General features: G+C 68.7%; 16 protein-coding genes. 4 read left to right on the plus strand and 12 right to left on the minus strand.

Translation table 11 applies throughout. The annotated features are described in order from the left end of the window. Positions 1-21 precede the first annotated feature (21 nt). Complete coding sequence (locus AB0N07_RS03515) at positions 22-507, plus strand: DUF3180 domain-containing protein (protein WP_365831648.1); 486 nt, start codon at positions 22-24, stop codon at positions 505-507. 630 nt (positions 508-1,137) lie between these two features. Here AB0N07_RS03515 and folE read toward each other — a convergent pair. The 6 genes from folE to dacB form a co-directional block, all read right to left on the minus strand. Beyond that, positions 1,138-1,743 (minus strand): GTP cyclohydrolase I FolE, encoded by a 606-nt coding sequence (gene folE, locus AB0N07_RS03520; protein WP_365831650.1) that lies wholly within the window; start codon positions 1,741-1,743, stop codon positions 1,138-1,140. Between the two features lie 142 nt (positions 1,744-1,885). Further along, positions 1,886-3,925 (minus strand): ATP-dependent zinc metalloprotease FtsH, encoded by a 2,040-nt coding sequence (ftsH, locus tag AB0N07_RS03525; RefSeq protein WP_365831652.1) that lies wholly within the window; start codon positions 3,923-3,925, stop codon positions 1,886-1,888. A gap of 183 nt (positions 3,926-4,108) precedes the next feature. Beyond that, positions 4,109-4,669, minus strand: a complete 561-nt coding sequence (gene hpt / locus AB0N07_RS03530; protein WP_030942590.1) for a hypoxanthine phosphoribosyltransferase — start codon at positions 4,667-4,669, stop codon at positions 4,109-4,111. A 53-nt stretch (positions 4,670-4,722) separates the two neighbouring features. Beyond that, positions 4,723-5,766, minus strand: coding sequence for a tRNA lysidine(34) synthetase TilS (gene tilS / locus AB0N07_RS03535; protein WP_365831654.1), 1,044 nt, complete (start codon positions 5,764-5,766; stop codon positions 4,723-4,725). Positions 5,767-5,958: 192 nt separating this feature from the next. Beyond that, complete coding sequence (locus AB0N07_RS03540) at positions 5,959-7,092, minus strand: zinc-dependent metalloprotease (protein ID WP_365831656.1); 1,134 nt, start codon at positions 7,090-7,092, stop codon at positions 5,959-5,961. A gap of 62 nt (positions 7,093-7,154) precedes the next feature. Next, positions 7,155-8,774 (minus strand): D-alanyl-D-alanine carboxypeptidase/D-alanyl-D-alanine-endopeptidase, encoded by a 1,620-nt coding sequence (gene dacB / locus AB0N07_RS03545; protein ID WP_365831658.1) that lies wholly within the window; start codon positions 8,772-8,774, stop codon positions 7,155-7,157. Positions 8,775-8,853: 79 nt separating this feature from the next. Between dacB and AB0N07_RS03550 the strand changes: the two genes are divergently transcribed. Continuing rightward, the gene (locus AB0N07_RS03550; protein WP_010044289.1) at positions 8,854-9,345 is read left to right on the plus strand and encodes an inorganic diphosphatase; all 492 of its coding nucleotides are present in this window, start codon (positions 8,854-8,856) and stop codon (positions 9,343-9,345) included. Between the two features lie 104 nt (positions 9,346-9,449). Then, positions 9,450-11,120, plus strand: a complete 1,671-nt coding sequence (locus tag AB0N07_RS03555) for a threonine/serine exporter family protein (RefSeq protein ID WP_365831660.1) — start codon at positions 9,450-9,452, stop codon at positions 11,118-11,120. Positions 11,121-11,150: 30 nt separating this feature from the next. Here AB0N07_RS03555 and AB0N07_RS03560 read toward each other — a convergent pair whose 3' ends face one another. Further along, positions 11,151-12,056: a VTT domain-containing protein gene (locus AB0N07_RS03560; RefSeq protein ID WP_365831662.1), complete on the minus strand. Its 906-nt coding sequence runs from the start codon at positions 12,054-12,056 to the stop codon at positions 11,151-11,153. 177 nt (positions 12,057-12,233) lie between these two features. Next, a complete protein-coding gene (locus tag AB0N07_RS03565; protein WP_365831664.1) occupies positions 12,234-13,016 on the minus strand; it encodes a MerR family transcriptional regulator in 783 nt (260 codons plus the stop codon). A 284-nt stretch (positions 13,017-13,300) separates the two neighbouring features. Between AB0N07_RS03565 and AB0N07_RS03570 the strand changes: the two genes are divergently transcribed. Continuing rightward, the gene (locus AB0N07_RS03570; protein ID WP_365831666.1) at positions 13,301-14,701 is read left to right on the plus strand and encodes a glutamate decarboxylase; all 1,401 of its coding nucleotides are present in this window, start codon (positions 13,301-13,303) and stop codon (positions 14,699-14,701) included. Between the two features lie 96 nt (positions 14,702-14,797). On the opposite strand, the gene AB0N07_RS03575 is transcribed toward AB0N07_RS03570, so the two are convergent. From AB0N07_RS03575 to AB0N07_RS03590, 4 genes are all read right to left on the minus strand, one after another. Then, a complete protein-coding gene (locus AB0N07_RS03575; RefSeq protein WP_365831668.1) occupies positions 14,798-15,439 on the minus strand; it encodes a PadR family transcriptional regulator in 642 nt (213 codons plus the stop codon). A 24-nt stretch (positions 15,440-15,463) separates the two neighbouring features. Further along, a complete protein-coding gene (locus AB0N07_RS03580) occupies positions 15,464-16,003 on the minus strand; it encodes a DinB family protein (protein ID WP_365831670.1) in 540 nt (179 codons plus the stop codon). A 120-nt stretch (positions 16,004-16,123) separates the two neighbouring features. Continuing rightward, entirely contained in the window at positions 16,124-17,584 is a 1,461-nt protein-coding gene (locus AB0N07_RS03585; RefSeq protein WP_365831672.1) for an aldehyde dehydrogenase family protein, read from the minus strand. A 112-nt stretch (positions 17,585-17,696) separates the two neighbouring features. Next, positions 17,697-18,521 (minus strand): helix-turn-helix transcriptional regulator, encoded by an 825-nt coding sequence (locus AB0N07_RS03590; RefSeq protein ID WP_365831830.1) that lies wholly within the window; start codon positions 18,519-18,521, stop codon positions 17,697-17,699. Between the last annotated feature and the right edge of the window lie 146 nt (positions 18,522-18,667).

An 18,667-nucleotide genomic window follows, 5' to 3' on the forward strand; every position in this document is an offset into this window, starting at 1 on the left:
CGGGGGAGCTGAAGGGACACCGTGAGAGAGCTGCGCATCAGGGTGCTGGCCGGCGTTTTCGTCGTGGCCGGAATCCTGTCCTGGGCGGGCGCCCGCCTCTGGAACTCGATCGGGACCCTCCCCAGCGTCCCCCTCGCCGCCCCCATCGTCCTCGCCCTGATCGCGGTGGTCCTGACGGCCACGGCGCTCTCCCTGCGCGGCCGCTTCAAGGCCCAGCGCGAGCGCCTCCCCGAGGCCAAGGGCGTCGACCCGCTGATGGCGGCCCGCGCGGTCGTCTTCGGTCAGGCCAGCGCCCTGGTCGCCGCACTGGTCGCCGGCATGTACGGCGGCACGGGCGTCTTCCTCCTGGAGCTCCTCGACATCCCGGCCCGCCGCGACCAGGCCATCTACGCAGGCTTCTCGGTCGTGGCGGGCATCGCGGTGATAGTGGCGGCCATCTTCCTGGAGCGCGTGTGCAGACTCCCGGAGGACGACGAGCACAACGACGGGGCGGCGTCGGCGGCCTGACCGTGCCGTGGACGGCGTTTGCAGGGCTGACGGGTGAGATGTCCGTTGACCAGGAGGCCGGGGTAGGGGTCAAGGCAGTAGCTGTAGAGGGTGAAGGGCGTGTCCTTAGCGGTACGCTGCCGTACCTCGTGGACCTGGGCCCACGTGGACTCCCTGAGCTGCAGCGGGTGTTCCTCTGGCTGGAAAGTGCCTCGCGAAGGCCAGCTGTCAGCTACGGCCAGGCGCGAGGCCAGGCCGGTTGGTACGCGGGGTAAATCTCGCGCCGACCACCTGCGCCAGTTCTGAAAGAAACGGCACATTGGCGCTGACCAACAAGCGCGCGGGCCAGGGCGAGCGGGTAACCCGGTTGCTGCTGTTGGACACGCCGCGTAACCGCGAGGCGAATCCCTCGTCGTTGACCACGAGCGACGCGTAGTTCTTGCCGACCGCTCCGTCCGCGCATGAACCCATCCGTCGGGCGTGCCCAGCATCTGATCCGGAGCCGCGGTGAACGTCACGTGATCGGTCACGATGTCCAGGACCTCTCGAACTTTGACGGTCACCACCTCCACGACCGTGGTCTGGACGCTGCGATCCCCAGCGATCAGCTCCACTGATCAAGGACGGTATAGGACACCACTGACAATCAGGTCAGCGTGCGAGTATCAGGCTCATTGCCTCGGCACGGGTCGTAGCATCCCGAAGCTGGCCTCGCACCGCCGACGTCGTGGTCTTGGCACCGGGCTTGCGGATACCGCGCACCGACATGCACATGTGCTCGGCCTCGACGACGACGATCACGCCCCGAGCCTCGAGGATCCTCATGAGGGAGTCGGCGATCTGTGTGGTGAGTCGTTCCTGCACCTGCAGGCGGCGGGCAAATACCTCAACCAGCCGTGCAAGTTTCGACAGGCCCGTGATCTTGCCGCTTTCTGCCGGAATGTACCCAACATGAGCTACGCCATGAAATGGCAACATATGATGTTCACAGAGGCTGACGATCTCGATGTCCTTGACCAAGACCATCTCGTCATGCCCGATATCGAACGTGGTGGTCAGGACATCCTCGGGTTCCTGCCTTTGCCCCGCCAAGAGCTCCCGATACGCCCGCGCCACCCGCGCCGGCGTCTCCCGCAGCCCCTCCCGGTCAGGGTCCTCGCCGACCGCGATCAGCAGTTCGCGTACGGCGTTCTCAGCGCGCTTCTCGTCGAACTCGCCGATCGAGCCCTCGCCGTCCAGCGTCACGGGGTCGGTCATCTGGTGCCTCGTTCCTGTGCGGGTCACGCGTGTGGGCCACGCGCCTCATCTGCGACATGGCTGAAATGCCGCGCCCCCCAGGCTAGAACCTGAGGGGCGCGGCATTCATTCCGGGCCGACGTGGGCGCCGGGAGAGCCGTGCTCAGCTCTCCGGGCGGTCCTCCGGGGCTGTCTCGATCGGCGGGGCGGACTCCGTCGACGTCGACTTGGCGGTGCTGATCGCCGGGGTCGCGCCGTTGGCGCCGTTCGTCAGTGCGAGCTCCTTCGGGGAGAGCACCGGCGGGCGGGTGGACGGCGTGCGGCGGGAGGAGCCGGTCCAGGCGGGCCTGGCCGGGCGCTTGACGATGGCGGAGAAGATCTCGGCGATCTCCTCCTTGCCCAGCGTCTCCTTCTCCAGCAGCTGCAGGACGAGGTTGTCGAGGACGTCGCGGTTCTCGACCAGGATCTCCCAGGCCTCGTTGTGCGCGTTCTCGATGAGCTTCTTGACTTCCTCGTCCACCAGCGCGGCGACCTCTTCCGAGTAGTCGCGCTGGTGAGCCATCTCACGTCCGAGGAACGGCTCCGTGTTGTCGCCGCCGAACTTGATGGCGCCGAGCCGCTCGGTCATGCCGTACTGCGTGACCATCGCGCGGGCCGTGGCGGTGGCCTTCTCGATGTCGTTCGCGGCGCCCGTGGTCGGGTCGTGGAAGACGAGCTCCTCGGCCGCGCGGCCGCCCAGCATGTAGGCCAGCTGGTCCAGCATCTCGTTGCGGGTCGTTGAGTACTTGTCCTCGTCCGGCAGGACCATCGTGTAGCCGAGGGCCCGGCCTCTCGACAGGATCGTGATCTTGTGGACCGGGTCGGAGTTCGGGGAAGCCGCCGCGACCAGGGCGTGACCGCCCTCGTGGTACGCGGTGATCTTCTTCTCCTTGTCCGACATGATCCGGGTCCGCTTCTGCGGGCCTGCCACCACGCGGTCGATCGCCTCGTCCAGCATGGAGTTGTCGATCAGCTTCTTGTCGCTGCGGGCGGTGAGCAGCGCGGCCTCGTTGAGGACGTTGCTCAGGTCCGCGCCGGTGAAGCCCGGCGTACGGCGGGCGACGGCCGCGAGGTCGACGTCCGGAGCGACCGGCTTGCCCTTCTGGTGAACCTTGAGGATCTCCAGACGGCCCTGCAGGTCCGGCGGGTCGACCGCGATCTGGCGGTCGAAGCGGCCGGGACGCAGCAGCGCAGGGTCGAGGATGTCCGGACGGTTCGTCGCAGCGATGAGAATCACACCGCCCTTGACGTCAAACCCGTCCATCTCGACGAGCAGCTGGTTCAGCGTCTGCTCGCGCTCGTCGTGACCGCCGCCGAGGCCGGCGCCGCGGTGGCGGCCGACCGCGTCGATCTCGTCGACGAAGACGATCGCCGGGGCGTTCGCCTTGGCCTGTTCGAACAGGTCACGGACCCGGGAGGCACCGACACCGACGAACATCTCGACGAAGTCGGAACCGGAGATCGAGTAGAAGGGGACCCCCGCCTCGCCGGCGACGGCACGCGCGAGCAGCGTCTTGCCGGTACCGGGACGGCCGTAGAGCAGCACGCCCTTGGGGATCTTGGCGCCGACGGCCTGGAACTTCGCCGGCTCCTGCAGGAACTCCTTGATCTCGTGGAGCTCCTCGACGGCCTCGTCACAGCCCGCGACGTCCGAGAACGTCGTCTTGGGGGTGTCCTTGGTGATGAGCTTGGCCTTGGACTTGCCGAAGTTCATGACCCGGGAGCCGCCGCCCTGCATCTGATTCATCAGGAACAGGAAGACGACCACGATCAGGACGAAGGGGAGCAGGGAGAGCAGGATGCCCAGGAAGGGGTTCTGCTTGGACGGCGAAACCGTGTAGCCGTCCGGGATCTGCTTGTCCTGGTACTTGGTCTGCAGCGTGTTGGCGAGGTTCACGCCCTGGTCGCCGATGTAGCTCGCCTGGATCTTCGAGCTGCCCTCGACCTTTTCGCCGTTCTTGAGCTGGACCTTGATGGTCTGCTCGTCACCGGTGGTGAGCTTGGCCGACTCCACCTTGTTGTTGTTGATCGCTGCCACGACCTGGCCGGTGTCCACCGTCTTGTAGCCGCCGGACGAGCCGACGACCTGCATCAACACGACCACGGCAAGGACGGCCAGCACGATCCACATGACCGGCCCACGGAAGTATCGCTTCACGTCCATCCATACGGAGCGGTGTCGCCCCGTCCCTCCTGCCATAGTGAGTTTGATAAGACAGTTCTTCTGACGGTACCCCAGCATTGTCGCGCGAAGCCGCACGGGACGGCTGGCAAACCCGTCTGCATGCTCCAACGGCGCGAAACCCGCTGGGGTTCCCGATCGTCCTACAAAGACGGCCCTGCTGGCTCAACCGCCGTAGACGTGGGGCGCGAGCGTCCCGACGAACGGGAGGTTGCGGTACTTCTCGGCGTAGTCGAGGCCGTAGCCCACGACGAACTCGTTCGGGATGTCGAAGCCGACCCATTCGACGTCGATGGCGACCTTGGCGGCGTCCGGCTTGCGCAGCAGTGTGCACACCTTGAGCGACTCGGGCTCGCGGGAGCCGAGGTTGGACAGCAGCCAGGACAGGGTCAGGCCGGAGTCGATGATGTCCTCGACGATGAGGACGTGCTTGCCCTTGATGTCGGTGTCGAGGTCCTTGAGGATCCGCACCACACCGGAGGACTGGGTGCCCGCGCCGTACGACGACACGGCCATCCAGTCCATGGTGACGGGGGTGGACAGTGCCCGTGCGAGGTCGGCCATGACCATCACCGCGCCCTTGAGGACGCCGACGATGAGCAGGTCCTTGCCCGCGTACTCCGCGTCGATCTTCGCGGCCAGCTCCACCAGCTTCGCGTCGATCTCTTCCTTGGTGATGAGCACCTGCTTGAGGTCGGTGCCCATGTCTTTCGCGTCCACCCGCATCACTTTCGGTCGTCCCACCGGCCGCCCATCACCCCCCTGAGGGGGGCAAGGTTTCAGCCTTGCCGAATCACCAGTCTGCCACCCTGGCGCTGAGCGACGACTTTGCCCGGGAGATTGATGGCCCCCTGGCCTCGCCAGCCGGTGATCAGCCGGTCGACTTCCTCGATGTGGCGGGCGAACAGCGAACCGGCGGGAGCCCCGGCCTCGATGGCCGCGCGGCGCAGGACGCGACGGCGCACGGCGGGCGGCAGGGCGTAGAGCTTGGCGCACTCCAGGAGGCCCGCTGCGTCGCGTACGGAGGCCTCGGCCTGGCCGGCCCAGGCGTCGAGGGCGTCGGCGTCGTCGCGGGAGAGCTGGGCGGTGCGGGCGAGGGCCTCGACGACGCCTTTGCCGAGCGCCTTCTCGAGGGCGGGCAGGCCTTCGTGGCGCAGCCGGGAGCGGGTGTACGCGGGATCCGCGTTGTGGGGGTCGTCCCAGACGGGGAGCGACTGGACCATGCAGGCCTTGCGGGCGGTCTGCCGGTCGAGCTGGAGGAAGGGGCGGCGGTAACGGCCGTCGGCCCCCGAGACCGCGGCCATTCCGGACAGGGAGCGGATGCCCGAGCCGCGGGCGAGGCCGAGCAGTACGGTTTCGGCCTGGTCGTCGCGGGTGTGGCCGAGCAGGATCGCGGTGGCGCCGTGGCGGACGGCTGCGGCATCGAGTGCGGTGTACCTGGCGTCGCGGGCGGCGGCTTCGGGGCCGCCTTCGCGGCCCACGGTCACGGCGACGGAATCCACCGGATCGAGGCCCAGTTCGCGCAGCCGCAGGACGACTTCGTCGGCGCGCAGATCGGAGCCGGGCTGCAGCCCGTGGTCGACGGTGACGCCGCCGGCCCGGATGCCGAGTTTGGGGGCCTCGAAGGCGAGGGCGGAGGCGAGGGCCATGGAGTCGGCGCCGCCGGAGCACGCCACGAGCACGAGCGGCGAGGAGGGGCGCTCGTGCGGGGCCTGCGCCGAGCGCCCGGGGGCCTCGGAGGTGGCTCGATGGCCGTTGAGGATGTCGTGGAGGACGTGGCGGACCGCCAGGCGTATCGCCGCGACCGCAGGATGGGGACCCATGTCCGGTTCCCTTCATGAAGTTTTCGGGGGGTGAGCCCGGGGTCGGTCACTCAGAGTGTGTAGATGGTGACAGAACCGGGCCGTTCCCCGAGCATCGCACGCCTACCCATGGCTCACGGTCCCTCGGACGGGTGATTGGAGCGGAGTTCGCCTGCCGTCGGCCGGATTCGCTTCACGACCTTCCCACGGGGTTCACGACTCACTCTTGCGGTGCACCCGCGCGACCCAGTCCGCCGGTTTGGCGATCTCCGCCTTGGTGGGCAGGGTGTTGGGGGACGTCCACACTCGGTTGAAGCCGTCCATGCCGACCTGGTCCACGACGGCCCGCACGAAGCGTTCGCCGTCACGGTACTGCCTGAGTTTGGCATCCAGACCCAGCAGCTTGCGCAGGGCCATGTCCAGTCGGGAGGCGCCCTTCGCACGGCGCTGCTGGAACTTCTCGCGGATCTCGGAGACGGACGGCACGACGTCCGGGCCCACCCCGTCCATCACGAAGTCGGCGTGGCCCTCCAGGAGCGACATCACGGCGGTGAGGCGGCCGAGGATCTCCCGCTGCGCCGGGGTCTGCACGATCTCGACGAAGGACCGCCCACCGTCGTCCTCCTCGCCCTCGGGGCGCCCGCCGGCGAGCGACTGGGCGGCCTCGCGGATGCGTTCCAGCACGGTCATGGGGTCGACGTCGGTTTCCCCCAAGAAAGACTGGATTTCACCCTCGAGGTGGTCGCGCAGCCAGGGCACCGCGCTGAACTGGGTGCGGTGCGTCTCCTCGTGCAGACAGACCCAGAGGCGGAAGTCGTGGGGCTGTACGTCGAGTTCGCGTTCCACGTGCACGATGTTCGGGGCGACGAGCAGAAGCCGGCCGCCGCCGTTCTCCCCGGCGGGAAGTTCGCGGGTGGCCGGGGCGAAGGTCTCGTACTGGCCCAGAACACGGGAGGCCAGGAACGACAGCAGCATGCCCAGCTCGACGCCGGTGACCTTGCCGCCGACCGCGCCGAGGACCGCGCCGCCGGGGGTGTTGCCGCGCCGCTCCTGCATCTTCTCCAGCAGCGGCTTGAGGATCTCCCGGAAGCCTGCGACGTTCGCCCGGACCCAGCCGGGGCGGTCGACGACCAGGATCGGGGTGTCGTGGGTCTCCTCCGTGCCCATACGAGTGAAGCCCCGGACGTGTTCCTCCGAGGCCTTGGCATGCCGGCGCAGTTCCGCGACGACGGCCCGGGCCTCGTCGCGGCTCACGTCGGGGCCCGGCCGCATGAGCCGGGTCGCGGTCGCCACCGCGAGATTCCAGTCGACCATCTGAGAAGAAGCAGCACCACCGATGCTCGTCATGCGTCAACGGTACGTGAGCGTTCCCACTTGGGGCAGGCCGCGGAGGTCGGCTGCAGCTTGCGTCAGCTGCAGCCGCAGGCCGCCAGGGCCGTGGCTGTCCTGTCCAGGGCGGCCTGGGCCTCCAGGGGGTTCGTCGTGTTCGACGCCATGAAGGCGAACGCCAGCAGCCGACCGTCCTGGTCCACGACCGTGCCGGCCAGGGTGTTCACGCCCGTCAGGGTTCCTGTCTTCGCTCGTACGACTCCTGCCGCGCCGCCCGTGTAGCGGTTGGTCAGGGTGCCCGTGAAGCCGGCCACCGGAAGGCCCGTCAGGACCGGGCGGAGTTCGGGGTGTGCGGGGTCGCCGGCCTTCACCAGCAGGGCGGTGAGCAGGTCGGCGGTGAGTCTGTCGTCCCGGTCGAGGCCGCTGCCGTCATGGAACTCGGCGCCGTTGAGGGGCAGTTGGAGCTTCTGCAGGGCGCCTGCGATCGCGGTCGCGCCGCCGTCGAAGCTCGCGGGCTGCCCCGAGGCGGCGGCGGTCTGGCGGGCCAGGGCCTCCGCGATGTCGTTGTCGCTGTTGGTCAGCATGCGCTCGACCAGGGACGAGAGCGGGGGCGAGGAGACGGCGGCGAGGTTCTCGGCGCGGGTCGTCGCCTTGGACGGGCCGGGCGAGGTGGTCCTGATGCCGTGGCCGGCGAGGAACGAGCCGAACGTGCGGGCCGCGTCCGCCGCCGGGTCCGTCACGCGTTCGACGGGGCCGCTGGTCGAGTCGTCCGTGCGGCCCTCGTCGGCCATCAGGGCGCTCACGGGGGCAAGGTTGACGTTGACACCGATGGGGTGGAGTTCGGGGCCGGTGTACAGCGTGGTGTCGTACGAGAGCGTGACCTCCTTGATGCCGCGCTTCGCGAGTGCCGCCGCCGTCCGGTCGGCCAGTTCCCGCAGGCTCGCCCAGCCCTCGGCGTCCTTGTGCGCCGTCAGGGTCGGGTCGCCGCCGCCGACCAGGACGAGTTCCTTGGTGTCGGGTTCCAGGGCCGCGCGGGTGGTCAGGCGGTGGTCGGCGCCCAGCGTGGACAGCGCGGCGACCGCCGTGGCGATCTTCGTCACGGAGGCGGGGGTCAGCGCGGTGTCGGCGCCGGTGCCGTAGAGGCGCCTGCCGGTGGTGACGTCGACGACCGCGGCGGTGTGCCGGGTGCCGAGCGCCGCGTCCGCCAGCAGAGGCCCCAGGACGCCGGAGAGGGCCGCACCGGTCGGGACGGACTTCACGGCGCTCGTGGCGCGGCCCAGGCCGGTCAGGACGGATGCGGCGCTGGGGGCGGGTCGCGGGCCCCCGGCCCCCGAAACGGACGTATCGGTATTACGTCCGTGATCTGCGCCACCCGTACGGTCCAGAGCGGCTGCACGGTCCGCCTCGGCCGTACGCTGACCGTTGGAGTCCCAGGGGCCGGCGGCGGTCGCCACGGCGACGGCCAGCGCCACACCGGCGGTGGCGGCGCCCGCGGTGTACTGCCAGGTCCTGACGGTCTTCGGCCAACTGATGCGGGTGGGCCGTACCCGTGCGAGCTGCGGTTTCGTAGCTGCCGCGGCTCGTTCGAGCTTCGGGCGCACAGCCTGGGCGGCCCGTGCCAGACGCGGTCGTACGGCGTTCGCGGCCCGCACCACACGCGGTCTCGCGGCCCGCCACGGCCTCAGCTCTGGCACGAACACCAGCCCCTTTCGCGATCACACACCTGCGTGAGGGACACTTAACCACCAGAACTATGTGCTGATCATGGAGGAGCCACCGGTGGAGTTCGACGTCACGATCGAGATCCCGAAGGGTTCGCGGAACAAGTACGAGGTGGACCACGAGACCGGTCGGATCCGCCTGGACCGTCGACTCTTCACCTCGACCGCCTACCCGACCGACTACGGCTTCGTCGAGAACACCCTCGGCGAGGACGGCGACCCGCTGGACGCGCTGGTCATTCTTGACGAGCCGACCTTCCCGGGCTGCCTGATCAAGTGCCGTGCGATCGGCATGTTCCGGATGACGGACGAGGCCGGCGGCGACGACAAGCTGCTGTGCGTGCCGGCGACGGACCCGCGCGTCGAGCACCTGCGTGACATCCACCACGTGTCGGAGTTCGACCGCCTGGAGATCCAGCACTTCTTCGAGGTCTACAAGGACCTGGAGCCCGGCAAGTCCGTCGAGGGCGCCAACTGGGTGGGCCGTACGGACGCCGAGATCGAGATCGAGCGCTCCTACAAGCGGTTCAAGGAGCAGGGCGGCCACTGAGCCCCGAGTCGTCCAACGGGCCGTACGCGCACGCGTGCGGCCCGTTCGTGTTTCTGTGCGCATACTGGCGTAGCTGCACGCGTCGCACAGGGAGCGTTACTCAAGTGACGGAGGCGGAGGACCGCAAGCCGCAGTCGGACGAGGCCAGGGGCACGTTCGATCCCGAGATCACCTCGGAGTTCGCCATTCCGGCGGGCTTCGCCGCCCCCAGAGTCGTCGTCGAACCGGAGACCACGTCCGAGTTCGCCGTCCCCGACGGTCTGGACGTCCCGCAGCCGCCCGGCGCCGAGCCCGAGGGATCGGCGTTCAGCACGCCGAGCACCTACAGCGCCCATCACGCCCCGTCCGCCTTCACACCGGCGACCGGCATACCCGTGGTCAGCCTCACCAAGGACGTGCCCTGGCAGGACCGCATGCGCACGATGCTGCGGATGCCGGTGGCCGAGCGGCCCGCTCCGGAGCCGGGGCCGAAGGCGGAGGAGGGCGGTCCGGCCGTCCCGCGCGTCCTCGACCTGACCCTGCGCATCGGCGAGCTGCTGCTGGCCGGCGGTGAGGGCGCGGAGGACGTGGAGGCCGCGATGTTCGCGGTCTGCCGCTCCTACGGCCTCGACCGCTGCGAGCCGAACGTCACCTTCACCCTGTTGTCGATCTCGTACCAGCCGTCCCTGGTCGACGACCCGGTGACGGCGTCACGGACGGTGCGCCGCCGGGCCACCGACTACACGCGTCTGGCGGCCGTGTTCCAGCTGGTGGACGACCTCAGCGACCCGGAGACCCACATCTCGCTGGAGGAGGCCTACCGGCGGCTCGCCGAGATCCGCCGCAACCGGCACCCCTATCCGGGGTGGGTGCTGACCGGGGCGAGCGGACTGCTCGCCGGGGCGGCCTCCGTGCTGGTCGGCGGTGACTGGATCGTCTTCATCGCGGCCATGCTCGGCGCGATGCTGGGCGACCGGCTGGCCTGGCTGTGCGCGGGGCGTGGGCTGCCGGAGTTCTACCAGTTCACGGTCGCCGCGATGCCTCCGGCCGCCATCGGGATCGCGATGACCGTCGCGGGGGTCGACGTGAAGGCCTCCGCGGTCATCACCGGTGGGCTGTTCGCGCTGCTGCCGGGGCGGGCGCTGGTGGCGGGCGTGCAGGACGGGCTGACCGGGTTCTACATCACCGCGTCGGCGCGGCTGCTGGAAGTCATGTATCTGTTCGTCGGCATCGTCGTGGGTGTGCTGGTGGTGCTGTATTTCGGGGTGAACCTGGGCGCCAAGCTCAACCCCGAGGCGGCCGTGAGCATTGCCGAACGGCCCGGATGGCAGATCGGGGCGTCGATGCTGCTGTCGCTGACCTTCGCCGTGTTGTTGCAGCAGGAGCGGTCGACCGTGCTGTGGGTGACGCTGAACGGGGGCGTCGCGTGGTGTGTGTACGGCGCGCTGCACTATCCCGGCAAGCTGTCGCCGGTTGCCTCCACGGCTGTTGCGGCCGGGCTGGTGGGCTTGTTCGGGCAGTTGTTGTCGCGGTACCGGTTCGCTTCCGCGTTGCCGTACACGACAGCGGCGATCGGGCCGCTGCTGCCGGGGTCCTCGACGTACTTCGGGCTGCTGTCGATCGCCCAGAACAACGTCGACAAGGGGCTGGTGTCGCTGGCCACGGCTGCGTCCTTGGCCATGGCCATTGCCATCGGGGTCAATCTGGGGTCGGAGATCTCGCGGTTGTTCCTGCGGATTCCCGGCGGGGCTTCTGCCGCGGGGCGGCGGGCTGCGAAGCGGACGCGTGGGTTCTGAGCGCCTGACGGCTCGCCCCTTGAGGGGCGCTCAGTACCCCTGGTTGTAGGGGTACTGCTGGTTCTGCTGGTTGCCGTACTGGTTCTGCTGGTTGCCGTACTGGTCCTGCTGGTAGGGGTCCTGCTGGTACGGGTACTGCTGGGCGTACTGCTGGTCCGGGTAGTACGGCTGCTGCTGTTGCGGCTGCTGCTGGTACTGCTGGTGGTGGTAACCCTGGTCGTCGGTCGGGGGGATGCGGCGGAGTTGGGTCGTCGCGTCGTCCATGACGGGGGCCGCCTGCTGGTGCTGGGCCGCAGCCGGCGCCTCGGGGTTCTTCTTCGCCTTGGAGCGGGCGCGCAGGAACTCGATGATGATCGGGATCACCGAGAGGAGGACGATCAGGATGAGGATCGCTTCGATGTTCTTGTTGACGAAGTCGATCTTGCCGAGCCAGGAGCCGAGCAGGGTGACGCCGGCCCCCCACAGGACGCCGCCGATGACGTTGAAGACCACGAACGAGCGGTACTTCATGCCGCTGACGCCCGCGATGATCGGCGTGAACGTGCGCACGACGGGCACGAAACGGGCCAGGACCAGGGACTTCGGGCCGTACTTCTCGAAGAACTCGTGGGCCTTGACCACGTTCTCCTGCTTGAAGAGGCGGGAGTCGGGGCGGTTGAAGAGCGACGGTCCGACCTTCTTGCCGAACATGTAGCCCGCCTGGTCACCCAGGACCGCGGCGACGCAGATCAGGGCGATGGCCGCCCAGAGCGGGAAGTTCAGCTGGTTGGTCGTGATCAGCAGGCCGGTGGTGAACAGCAGCGAGTCGCCCGGCAGGAAGAAGCCGATGAGCAGGCCGGACTCCGCGAAGACGACGAGGAGCAGGCCCCAGATGCCGAACGTGTCGAGGAGGTAGTTCGGATCCAGCCAGCTCGGGCCGAGGGCAAGCGTCGTCACGGTTCCGGGCTCCTGAAGGGGTGAAGGAAGGTACGGCGTCCTTGTGCGGGCGCCCAAAGCTATCAACGCAAGGTGTCCGCCCCAGGTTCCACCGGTGTCTCCAGGATGCACTGTGCGCGCACCGGCACAAAGCTGTGAGGTCTCCCGGCCCGGGAGCGGTCCCCCGGGCCGGGAGGGCTACGCGGTGTGGCGGGACGCGTTCGCCTCGATGGCGTCCCTGAGGTGCTGCGCGAGGCCCGGGCCCATGGCGTCGTAGAACGCCTTGAACCGCTCGTCGGAGACGTACATCTGCCCGAAGCACCGGTGCATCTCGTACGGGACCTCGAAGAAGTACCGGGTGATGTGCTGCCGGTGTTCCTCGGCCAGGTCCATGGCGGCCTCGCCGGTGGGCTGCTCCCCGGCGGCCACCAGGGCGGCGTACCGGCGGCCCCAGTCGTCGACCTCGGCCTGGATGCGCTTCCAGTCCTCCTTGGTGTAGGTGGCGGCGCGGCGTTGCGACTCGGCGTACGCCTCGGTGCCGCCCCAGCGCTGTTCCGCCTCCTCTGCGTACTGCTCGGGGTCCTTGTCCCCGAACACCTCGAACCGCTCCTCGGGGGTGAGATTGATGCCCATCTTGCGTGCCTCCATGGCGTGCTCCACGGCCGCCGCCATCTTCTGCAGCTTCTCGATCCGGGCGGTCAGCAGCTCGTGCTGGCGGCGCAGGTGCGCGCGCGGGTCCGCGGCCGGGTCGTCGAGCAGGGCGGCGACCTCGTCGAGCGGGAAGCCGAGCTCCCGGTAGAACAGGATCTGCTGCAGCCGGTCGAGGTCGGCCTCGCCGTAGCGCCGGTGGCCGGCGTGGCTGCGCTCGCTCGGGACGAGCAGGCCGATGTCGTCGTAGTGGTGCAGCGTGCGCACCGTGACGCCGGCGAAGCCCGCGACCTGTCCCACGGAGTAGCCGTCCTGTCCTGCCAAGTGGCTCACTTCGTCCGCTCCCTTCTCGGTACGCACTCCACGGTGAGCCCTCACGTCACGTGAGGTGCAAGCCGGATTCCTGGGCGGATCCCTCCGGATGTTGCGTCCGTTCCGCCCGCTTATGGTGGGTCTGTGGCGCCGAAGCGGGGTGCTGTTGCTGTTCGTCCTCTTACCGCCCGTTCACCCGGCGCCCGGTGTCACCGTGGGCGTCCTGGGCATTCCGGATGCGACTGCGCGTCGGTGGAACTCCGGTCCGCCGACGCCCGTTCCCGAGATGACACGAGGAGACGTCCATGCCGCTCCACAAAGGTTCCCAGAAGCCCGACGAGCGCCCGGTTTCGGTCAACCCCTTCTTCGGGGAGGCCAATCCGGTCGGCGGCATGACCGAGGCACCGCCCAAGCACCGGCTGCCGGACGCTCCGCTGCCGCCGACGACGGCGTACCAGCTGGTGCACGACGAGCTGATGCTGGACGGCAACTCACGGCTGAATCTCGCCACTTTCGTCACCACCTGGATGGAGCCGCAGGCCGGCGTCCTGATGGCGGAGTGCCGGGACAAGAACATGATCGACAAGGACGAGTACCCGCGCACCGCCGAACTGGAGCGGCGCTGCGTGGCGATGCTCGCCGACCTGTGGAACGCGCCGGATCCATCGGCGGCGGTGGGCTGTTCGACGACCGGTTCGAGCGAGGCGTGCATGCTCGCCGGGATGGCGCTCAAGCGGCGCTGGAGCAAGCGGAACCCTGCCCCGGGGGCCCGCCCCAACCTCGTCATGGGCGTCAACGTCCAGGTCTGCTGGGACAAGTTCTGCAACTTCTGGGAGGTGGAGGCGCGCCAGGTCCCCATGGAGGGCGACCGTTTCCACCTCGATCCGGAGGCCGCGGCCGCCCTCTGCGACGAGAACACCATCGGGGTCGTCGGCATCCTCGGCTCCACCTTCGACGGCTCGTACGAGCCCATCGCGGACCTGTGCGCCGCGCTCGACGCCCTCCAGGAGCGCACGGGGCTGGACATCCCGGTCCACGTGGACGCAGCGTCCGGCGGCATGGTCGCGCCCTTCCTCGACGAGGACCTGGTGTGGGACTTCCGCCTCCCGCGCGTGGCGTCCATCAACACCTCGGGGCACAAGTACGGGCTGGTCTACCCGGGCGTCGGCTGGGCGCTGTGGCGCGACAAGGAGGCGCTGCCCGAGGAGCTCGTCTTCCGCGTCAACTACCTGGGCGGTGACATGCCGACCTTCGCCCTCAACTTCTCGCGGCCGGGCGCGCAGGTGGTAGCGCAGTACTACACGTTCCTGCGGCTCGGCCGGGAGGGCTACCGGGCCGTGCAGCAGACCACCCGTGACGTGGCCATGAGCATCGCCGAACGGGTGGCGGCGCTCGACGACTTCCGGCTGTTGACCAGGGGCGACGAGCTGCCGGTGTTCGCCTTCACCACCGCGCCGGGCGTGGCGGCGTACGACGTCTTCGACGTGTCCCGGCGGATGCGCGAGAGCGGCTGGCTGCTGCCCGCGTACACCTTCCCGCCGAACCGCGAGGACCTGTCCGTGCTGCGGGTGGTGTGCCGCAACGGCTTCTCCGCCGATCTCGCCGACCTGTTCGTGGAGGACCTGACCCGCCTGCTGCCGGAACTGCGCCGTCAGCCGCGCCCATGGACCAGGGACAAGGAGGCGGCCACCGGCTTCCATCACTAGCCCGCCGGCTGCTGAGGCGGGCGAACCTCCGCTCGGTCGGCGGAACGAACACCGCGAGCAGCCCCAACGGCTGCCGGACACCGCACAAAGACAGGCTCAGTCCGCGTCCCCCGGATGCCGCTCCCCGGTCGCGTACGGGTTCTCCTCGCCCTCGGCGAGGACGCCGACGAACGGCGCGCCCTCCCCCGCGAACGTGTACGCCCCGCCCTCGATCCGCCCGATCAGCCCCCGCGTCCACTCGGCCTCGGCGTCGGCCGTGTGGACCCAGAGGTTCATGATCTCGCCGATGTGGCCGAGCTGTTCGGGGCCGTCCTGAGGGATGTAGTGCTCCGTGACGGCTCCCCGCCACTCCTCGATCCGCCGGATCCGCTCCTTCAGGAGCGCCACCGCCTCGGAGCGCGGCAGCTCGACGATGAAGCCGATGGACGCCGACTTGACGTCCGTCTTCTGGTCGTACGAGGTCAGCGCCTCGCGCAGCAGCCGGAAGAACTCCTCGGTGCCCCAGTCGGTGATCTCGTACTCCGTGCGCGGCGGACCGCCGGCCGTGGACGGTGCGATCTCGTGCGCGTGCAGCAGCCCTTGCTTCGCCATCTGTTTGAGCGCGTGGTAGATCGAGCCGGGCTTGGCGTTGGACCACTCGTGCGCGCCCCAGTACTCCAGGTCGTTGCGAACCTGGTAGCCGTGGGCCCGCCCGTGCTGGCGGACCGCGCCGAGCACGAGAAGACGGATCGCCGACATGCGGCCCAGCTTATTGTCGAGGGCTCAGCCCGCCTGCTCCAGGGCGACCAGTTCGAACGCCGTCTTCCCGTCGAGGGACTCGCGGATGATGTCGGCGTGGCCCGCGTGCCGGGCCGTCTCGCGGATCAGGTGCAGACAGAGCCAGCGCACCGAGACACGGCCCTCCGGCGGGAACCAGGGGTCGTTCGGGAGCGGGAAGGTGTCGTCGAGGCTCGGTACGGAGCGGATGTACGCCTCCGTCTCGGCGGCGACCTCCTCCCAGTACGCGAGCTGGGACTCGACGGTCTCGCCGTCGACGAGCTGGAAGGTCTCGTGCCAGTTGGTCTCGTCCCGCTTGATGGCCGGCGGCTCCTGCTTGGCGCGGGCGATCCATCCCTGCTCGACCTCGACGACGTGCTTGAGCAGGCCCGACAGGGACAGCTCGCTGGCACTCGGCCTGCTCGCGGCCTGCTCCTCGGTCAGCCCGAGCAGTGCGCGCCGGATGCCGCCCCGCTGTTCCTCGATGAACGAGAGCAGTGCCCCGCGCTCGTCGCCCTGCGCCTCTGCCGGTACGTGCATGACCATGACCGTCGCCTTTCGCCGGTGGCGGGGAGTCCGTTCCCCTGCCTGACACCGACGAAGCTACGGGCCATCGAGGTCAGGTTCTGTCCGCAATGGCCCGCCGCGCTGACTCTCTCAAAGAAATCAGAAGGGGAACCCGCTCCGCCCGTGCTGCACCGAGATCCATTTCAGCGTGGTGAAGGAGTCGATCGTCGTCTCGCCGTTCAGACGGCCGAGGCCGGAGCTCTTCTCGCCGCCGAAGGGGACGAGGGGCTCGTCGTGGACGGTGCCGTCGTTCACATGGAACATGCCGGTGTCGATCTGCTTGGCGAAGGAGACGCCCCGCTCGATGTCACCGGTGTGCACAGCGCCGCTCAGCCCGTACGGCGTGTCGTTGACGAGGCGTACGGCCTCCTCCTCGCCGTCGAAGGGGATGAGGAAGGCGACCGGGCCGAACACCTCCTGCCGCAGCAGGGCCGAGTCCGCGGGCACGCCGGTGAGCACGGAGGGCTCGACCAGGTTGTCGGTGGTCCTGCCGTGCAGCAGGGCGGTCGCGCCCTCGGCGATGGCCTGCTCGACGGTGGCCGAAAGGGAGTCCGCCTGCGAGGAGTTGATGACCGGGCCGATGACGGTCTGGGGGTCGCTCGGGTCGCCGACCTTCAGGGTCCTGACCTTGGCGACGAACTTCTCGGTGAACTCCTCCGCGATCGAACGGTCCACCAGCACCCGGTTCGCGGCCATGCAGACCTGGCCCTGGTGGACGTAGCGGCTGAAGACGGCCGCGTCGACCGCGTAGTCGATGTCGGCGTCGTCGAGGACCACGATGGCGCTGTTGCCGCCGAGTTCGAGGACCGAGCGCTTGAAGTGCGAGGCGCAGACGGTGGCCACATGGCGGCCGACCTTGTCGGAGCCGGTGAAGGAGATGACCTTGGGGACCGGGTGCTCGATGAAGGCGTCGCCGATCTCCGCGATGTCCGTGATGACGACGTTGAGGAGGCCGCCCGGAAGACCCGCGTCCTCGAAGATCTTCGCGACCAGGGAGCCGCCGGTGATCGGGGTGTTCTGGTGCGGCTTCAGCACCACGCCGTTGCCGAGCGCGAGCGCCGGGGCGACCGACTTGATCGACAGCAGGAAGGGGAAGTTGAAGGGGCTGATGACTCCCACCACGCCCACCGGCACGCGGTAGAGGCGGTTCTCCTTGCCGTCCACCGGCGACGGGAGGATCTTGCCCTCGGGGCGCAGCGCCCACTGGATGGACTCGCGCAGGAACTCCTTGGCGAGGTGGAGCTCGAAGCCGGCCTTCAGACGGGTGCCGCCGAGCTCGGCGATGATCACCTCGGCGATCTCCTGCTCGCGCTCCTCGATCAGTCTCAGGGCCTTCTCCAGGACCGCCCGGCGCGCGTACGGATTGGTCGCGGCCCACTGCTTCTGGGCGCGGGCCGCCGCCTGGTACGCCTCGTCGACCTCGTCGACCGTGGCTATGGTGATCGACGCCAGCTTCTCGCCGTCGTACGGGTTGAAGTCGATGATGTCCCAGGAGCCGGTACCCGGGCGCCATTCACCGTCGATGTACTGCTGGGCCAGGTCGGTGAAGTAGGACGACATGTGATCCCCAAGTCACTAGCAGACACACGATCGATGTCACGGTCTGATCACGCGTCATCGTACTTGCGTCTCAAATGAGTTGGGGACTCTGAGCGAACTTATAGGGAGAACCCTAGGAGAGCTGGAGCAGACCCCTCAGAAGATCGCGGCTTTCGTCCGGCCCGGGGCTGTCCTGCTGGAGTTCCTTGAGCGCCCTCTCGTACTGGACGACGTCCTCGTGCTTGTCCAGGTAGAGCGCGCTGGTGAGCTGCTCCAGATAGACGACGTCCGACAGGTCGGACTCGGAGAAGCTGAGGATGGTGAACGCGCCGCTCTCGCCCGAGTGGCCGCCGAAGCTGAACGGCATGATCTGCAGCCGCACGTTGGGGCGTTCGGACACCTCGATCAGATGCTGGAGCTGGTCCCGCATCACCTCGCGGTCGCCGTACGGGCGGCGCAGCGCGGCCTCGTCCAGGACGATGTGGAAGTCGGGACCGTCCGCGGAGACGAGGTGCTTCTGCCGCTCCAGGCGCAGCGCCACCCGCTTGTCGATGTCGGCCTTGCTCGCGCCCTTCATCCCGCGCCGTACGACTGCACGTGCATAGGCCTCGGTCTGCAGCAGGCCGTGCACGAACTGCACCTCGTACGCCCGGATCAGGTGCGCCGCGCCCTCCAGGCCCACATAGGTGGGGAACCAGCTCGGCAGGACGTCCGAGTAACTGTGCCACCAGCCCGCGACGTTGGCCTCCCGGGCGAGGGAGACCAGCGAGGTGCGCTCCTGCTCGTCCGTGATGCCGTACAGCGTCAACAGGTCTTCCACATCACGTGTCTTGAAGCTCACCCGGCCCAACTCCATCCGGCTGATCTTCGATTCGGAGGCGCGGATCGAGTAGCCCGCCGCCTCGCGCGTGATGCCGCGTGCCTCACGCAGTCGCCTGAGTTGCGAGCCGAGCAGCATGCGCCGCACCACCGATCCGGGCTCTCCCACGCTCACGTTCGCCAGCCTCCCCAACGCCTTCAGGGGCCGAAGTCTGCCACTAAATCACTCCGAGCAGTACTCGTCCGATTACAGAGAAGCAAAGAACCCAAAGATTCTGCACAGGT

The sequence above is a fragment of the Streptomyces sp. NPDC051172 genome, from assembly GCF_040682555.1.
Classification (GTDB): Bacteria; Actinomycetota; Actinomycetes; order Streptomycetales; family Streptomycetaceae; genus Streptomyces.

Excerpts from the sequence above, each read along its gene's own strand:
- AB0N07_RS03585 (WP_365831672.1), bottom strand. The coding sequence starts at position 17,584 with ATGTCGTCCTACTTCACCGACCTGGCCCAGCAGTACATCGACGGTGAA.
- hpt (WP_030942590.1), bottom strand. The coding sequence starts at position 4,669 with ATGCGGGTGGACGCGAAAGACATGGGCACCGACCTCAAGCAGGTGCTC.
- AB0N07_RS03570 (WP_365831666.1), top strand. The coding sequence starts at position 13,301 with ATGCCGCTCCACAAAGGTTCCCAGAAGCCCGACGAGCGCCCGGTTTCG.
- AB0N07_RS03540 (WP_365831656.1), bottom strand. The coding sequence starts at position 7,092 with ATGACGAGCATCGGTGGTGCTGCTTCTTCTCAGATGGTCGACTGGAAT.
- folE (WP_365831650.1), bottom strand. The coding sequence starts at position 1,743 with ATGACCGACCCCGTGACGCTGGACGGCGAGGGCTCGATCGGCGAGTTC.
- AB0N07_RS03575 (WP_365831668.1), bottom strand. The coding sequence starts at position 15,439 with ATGTCGGCGATCCGTCTTCTCGTGCTCGGCGCGGTCCGCCAGCACGGG.
- AB0N07_RS03580 (WP_365831670.1), bottom strand. The coding sequence starts at position 16,003 with ATGGTCATGCACGTACCGGCAGAGGCGCAGGGCGACGAGCGCGGGGCA.
- AB0N07_RS03590 (WP_365831830.1), bottom strand. The coding sequence starts at position 18,521 with ATGCTGCTCGGCTCGCAACTCAGGCGACTGCGTGAGGCACGCGGCATC.
- tilS (WP_365831654.1), bottom strand. The coding sequence starts at position 5,766 with ATGGGTCCCCATCCTGCGGTCGCGGCGATACGCCTGGCGGTCCGCCAC.
- ftsH (WP_365831652.1), bottom strand. The coding sequence starts at position 3,925 with ATGGACGTGAAGCGATACTTCCGTGGGCCGGTCATGTGGATCGTGCTG.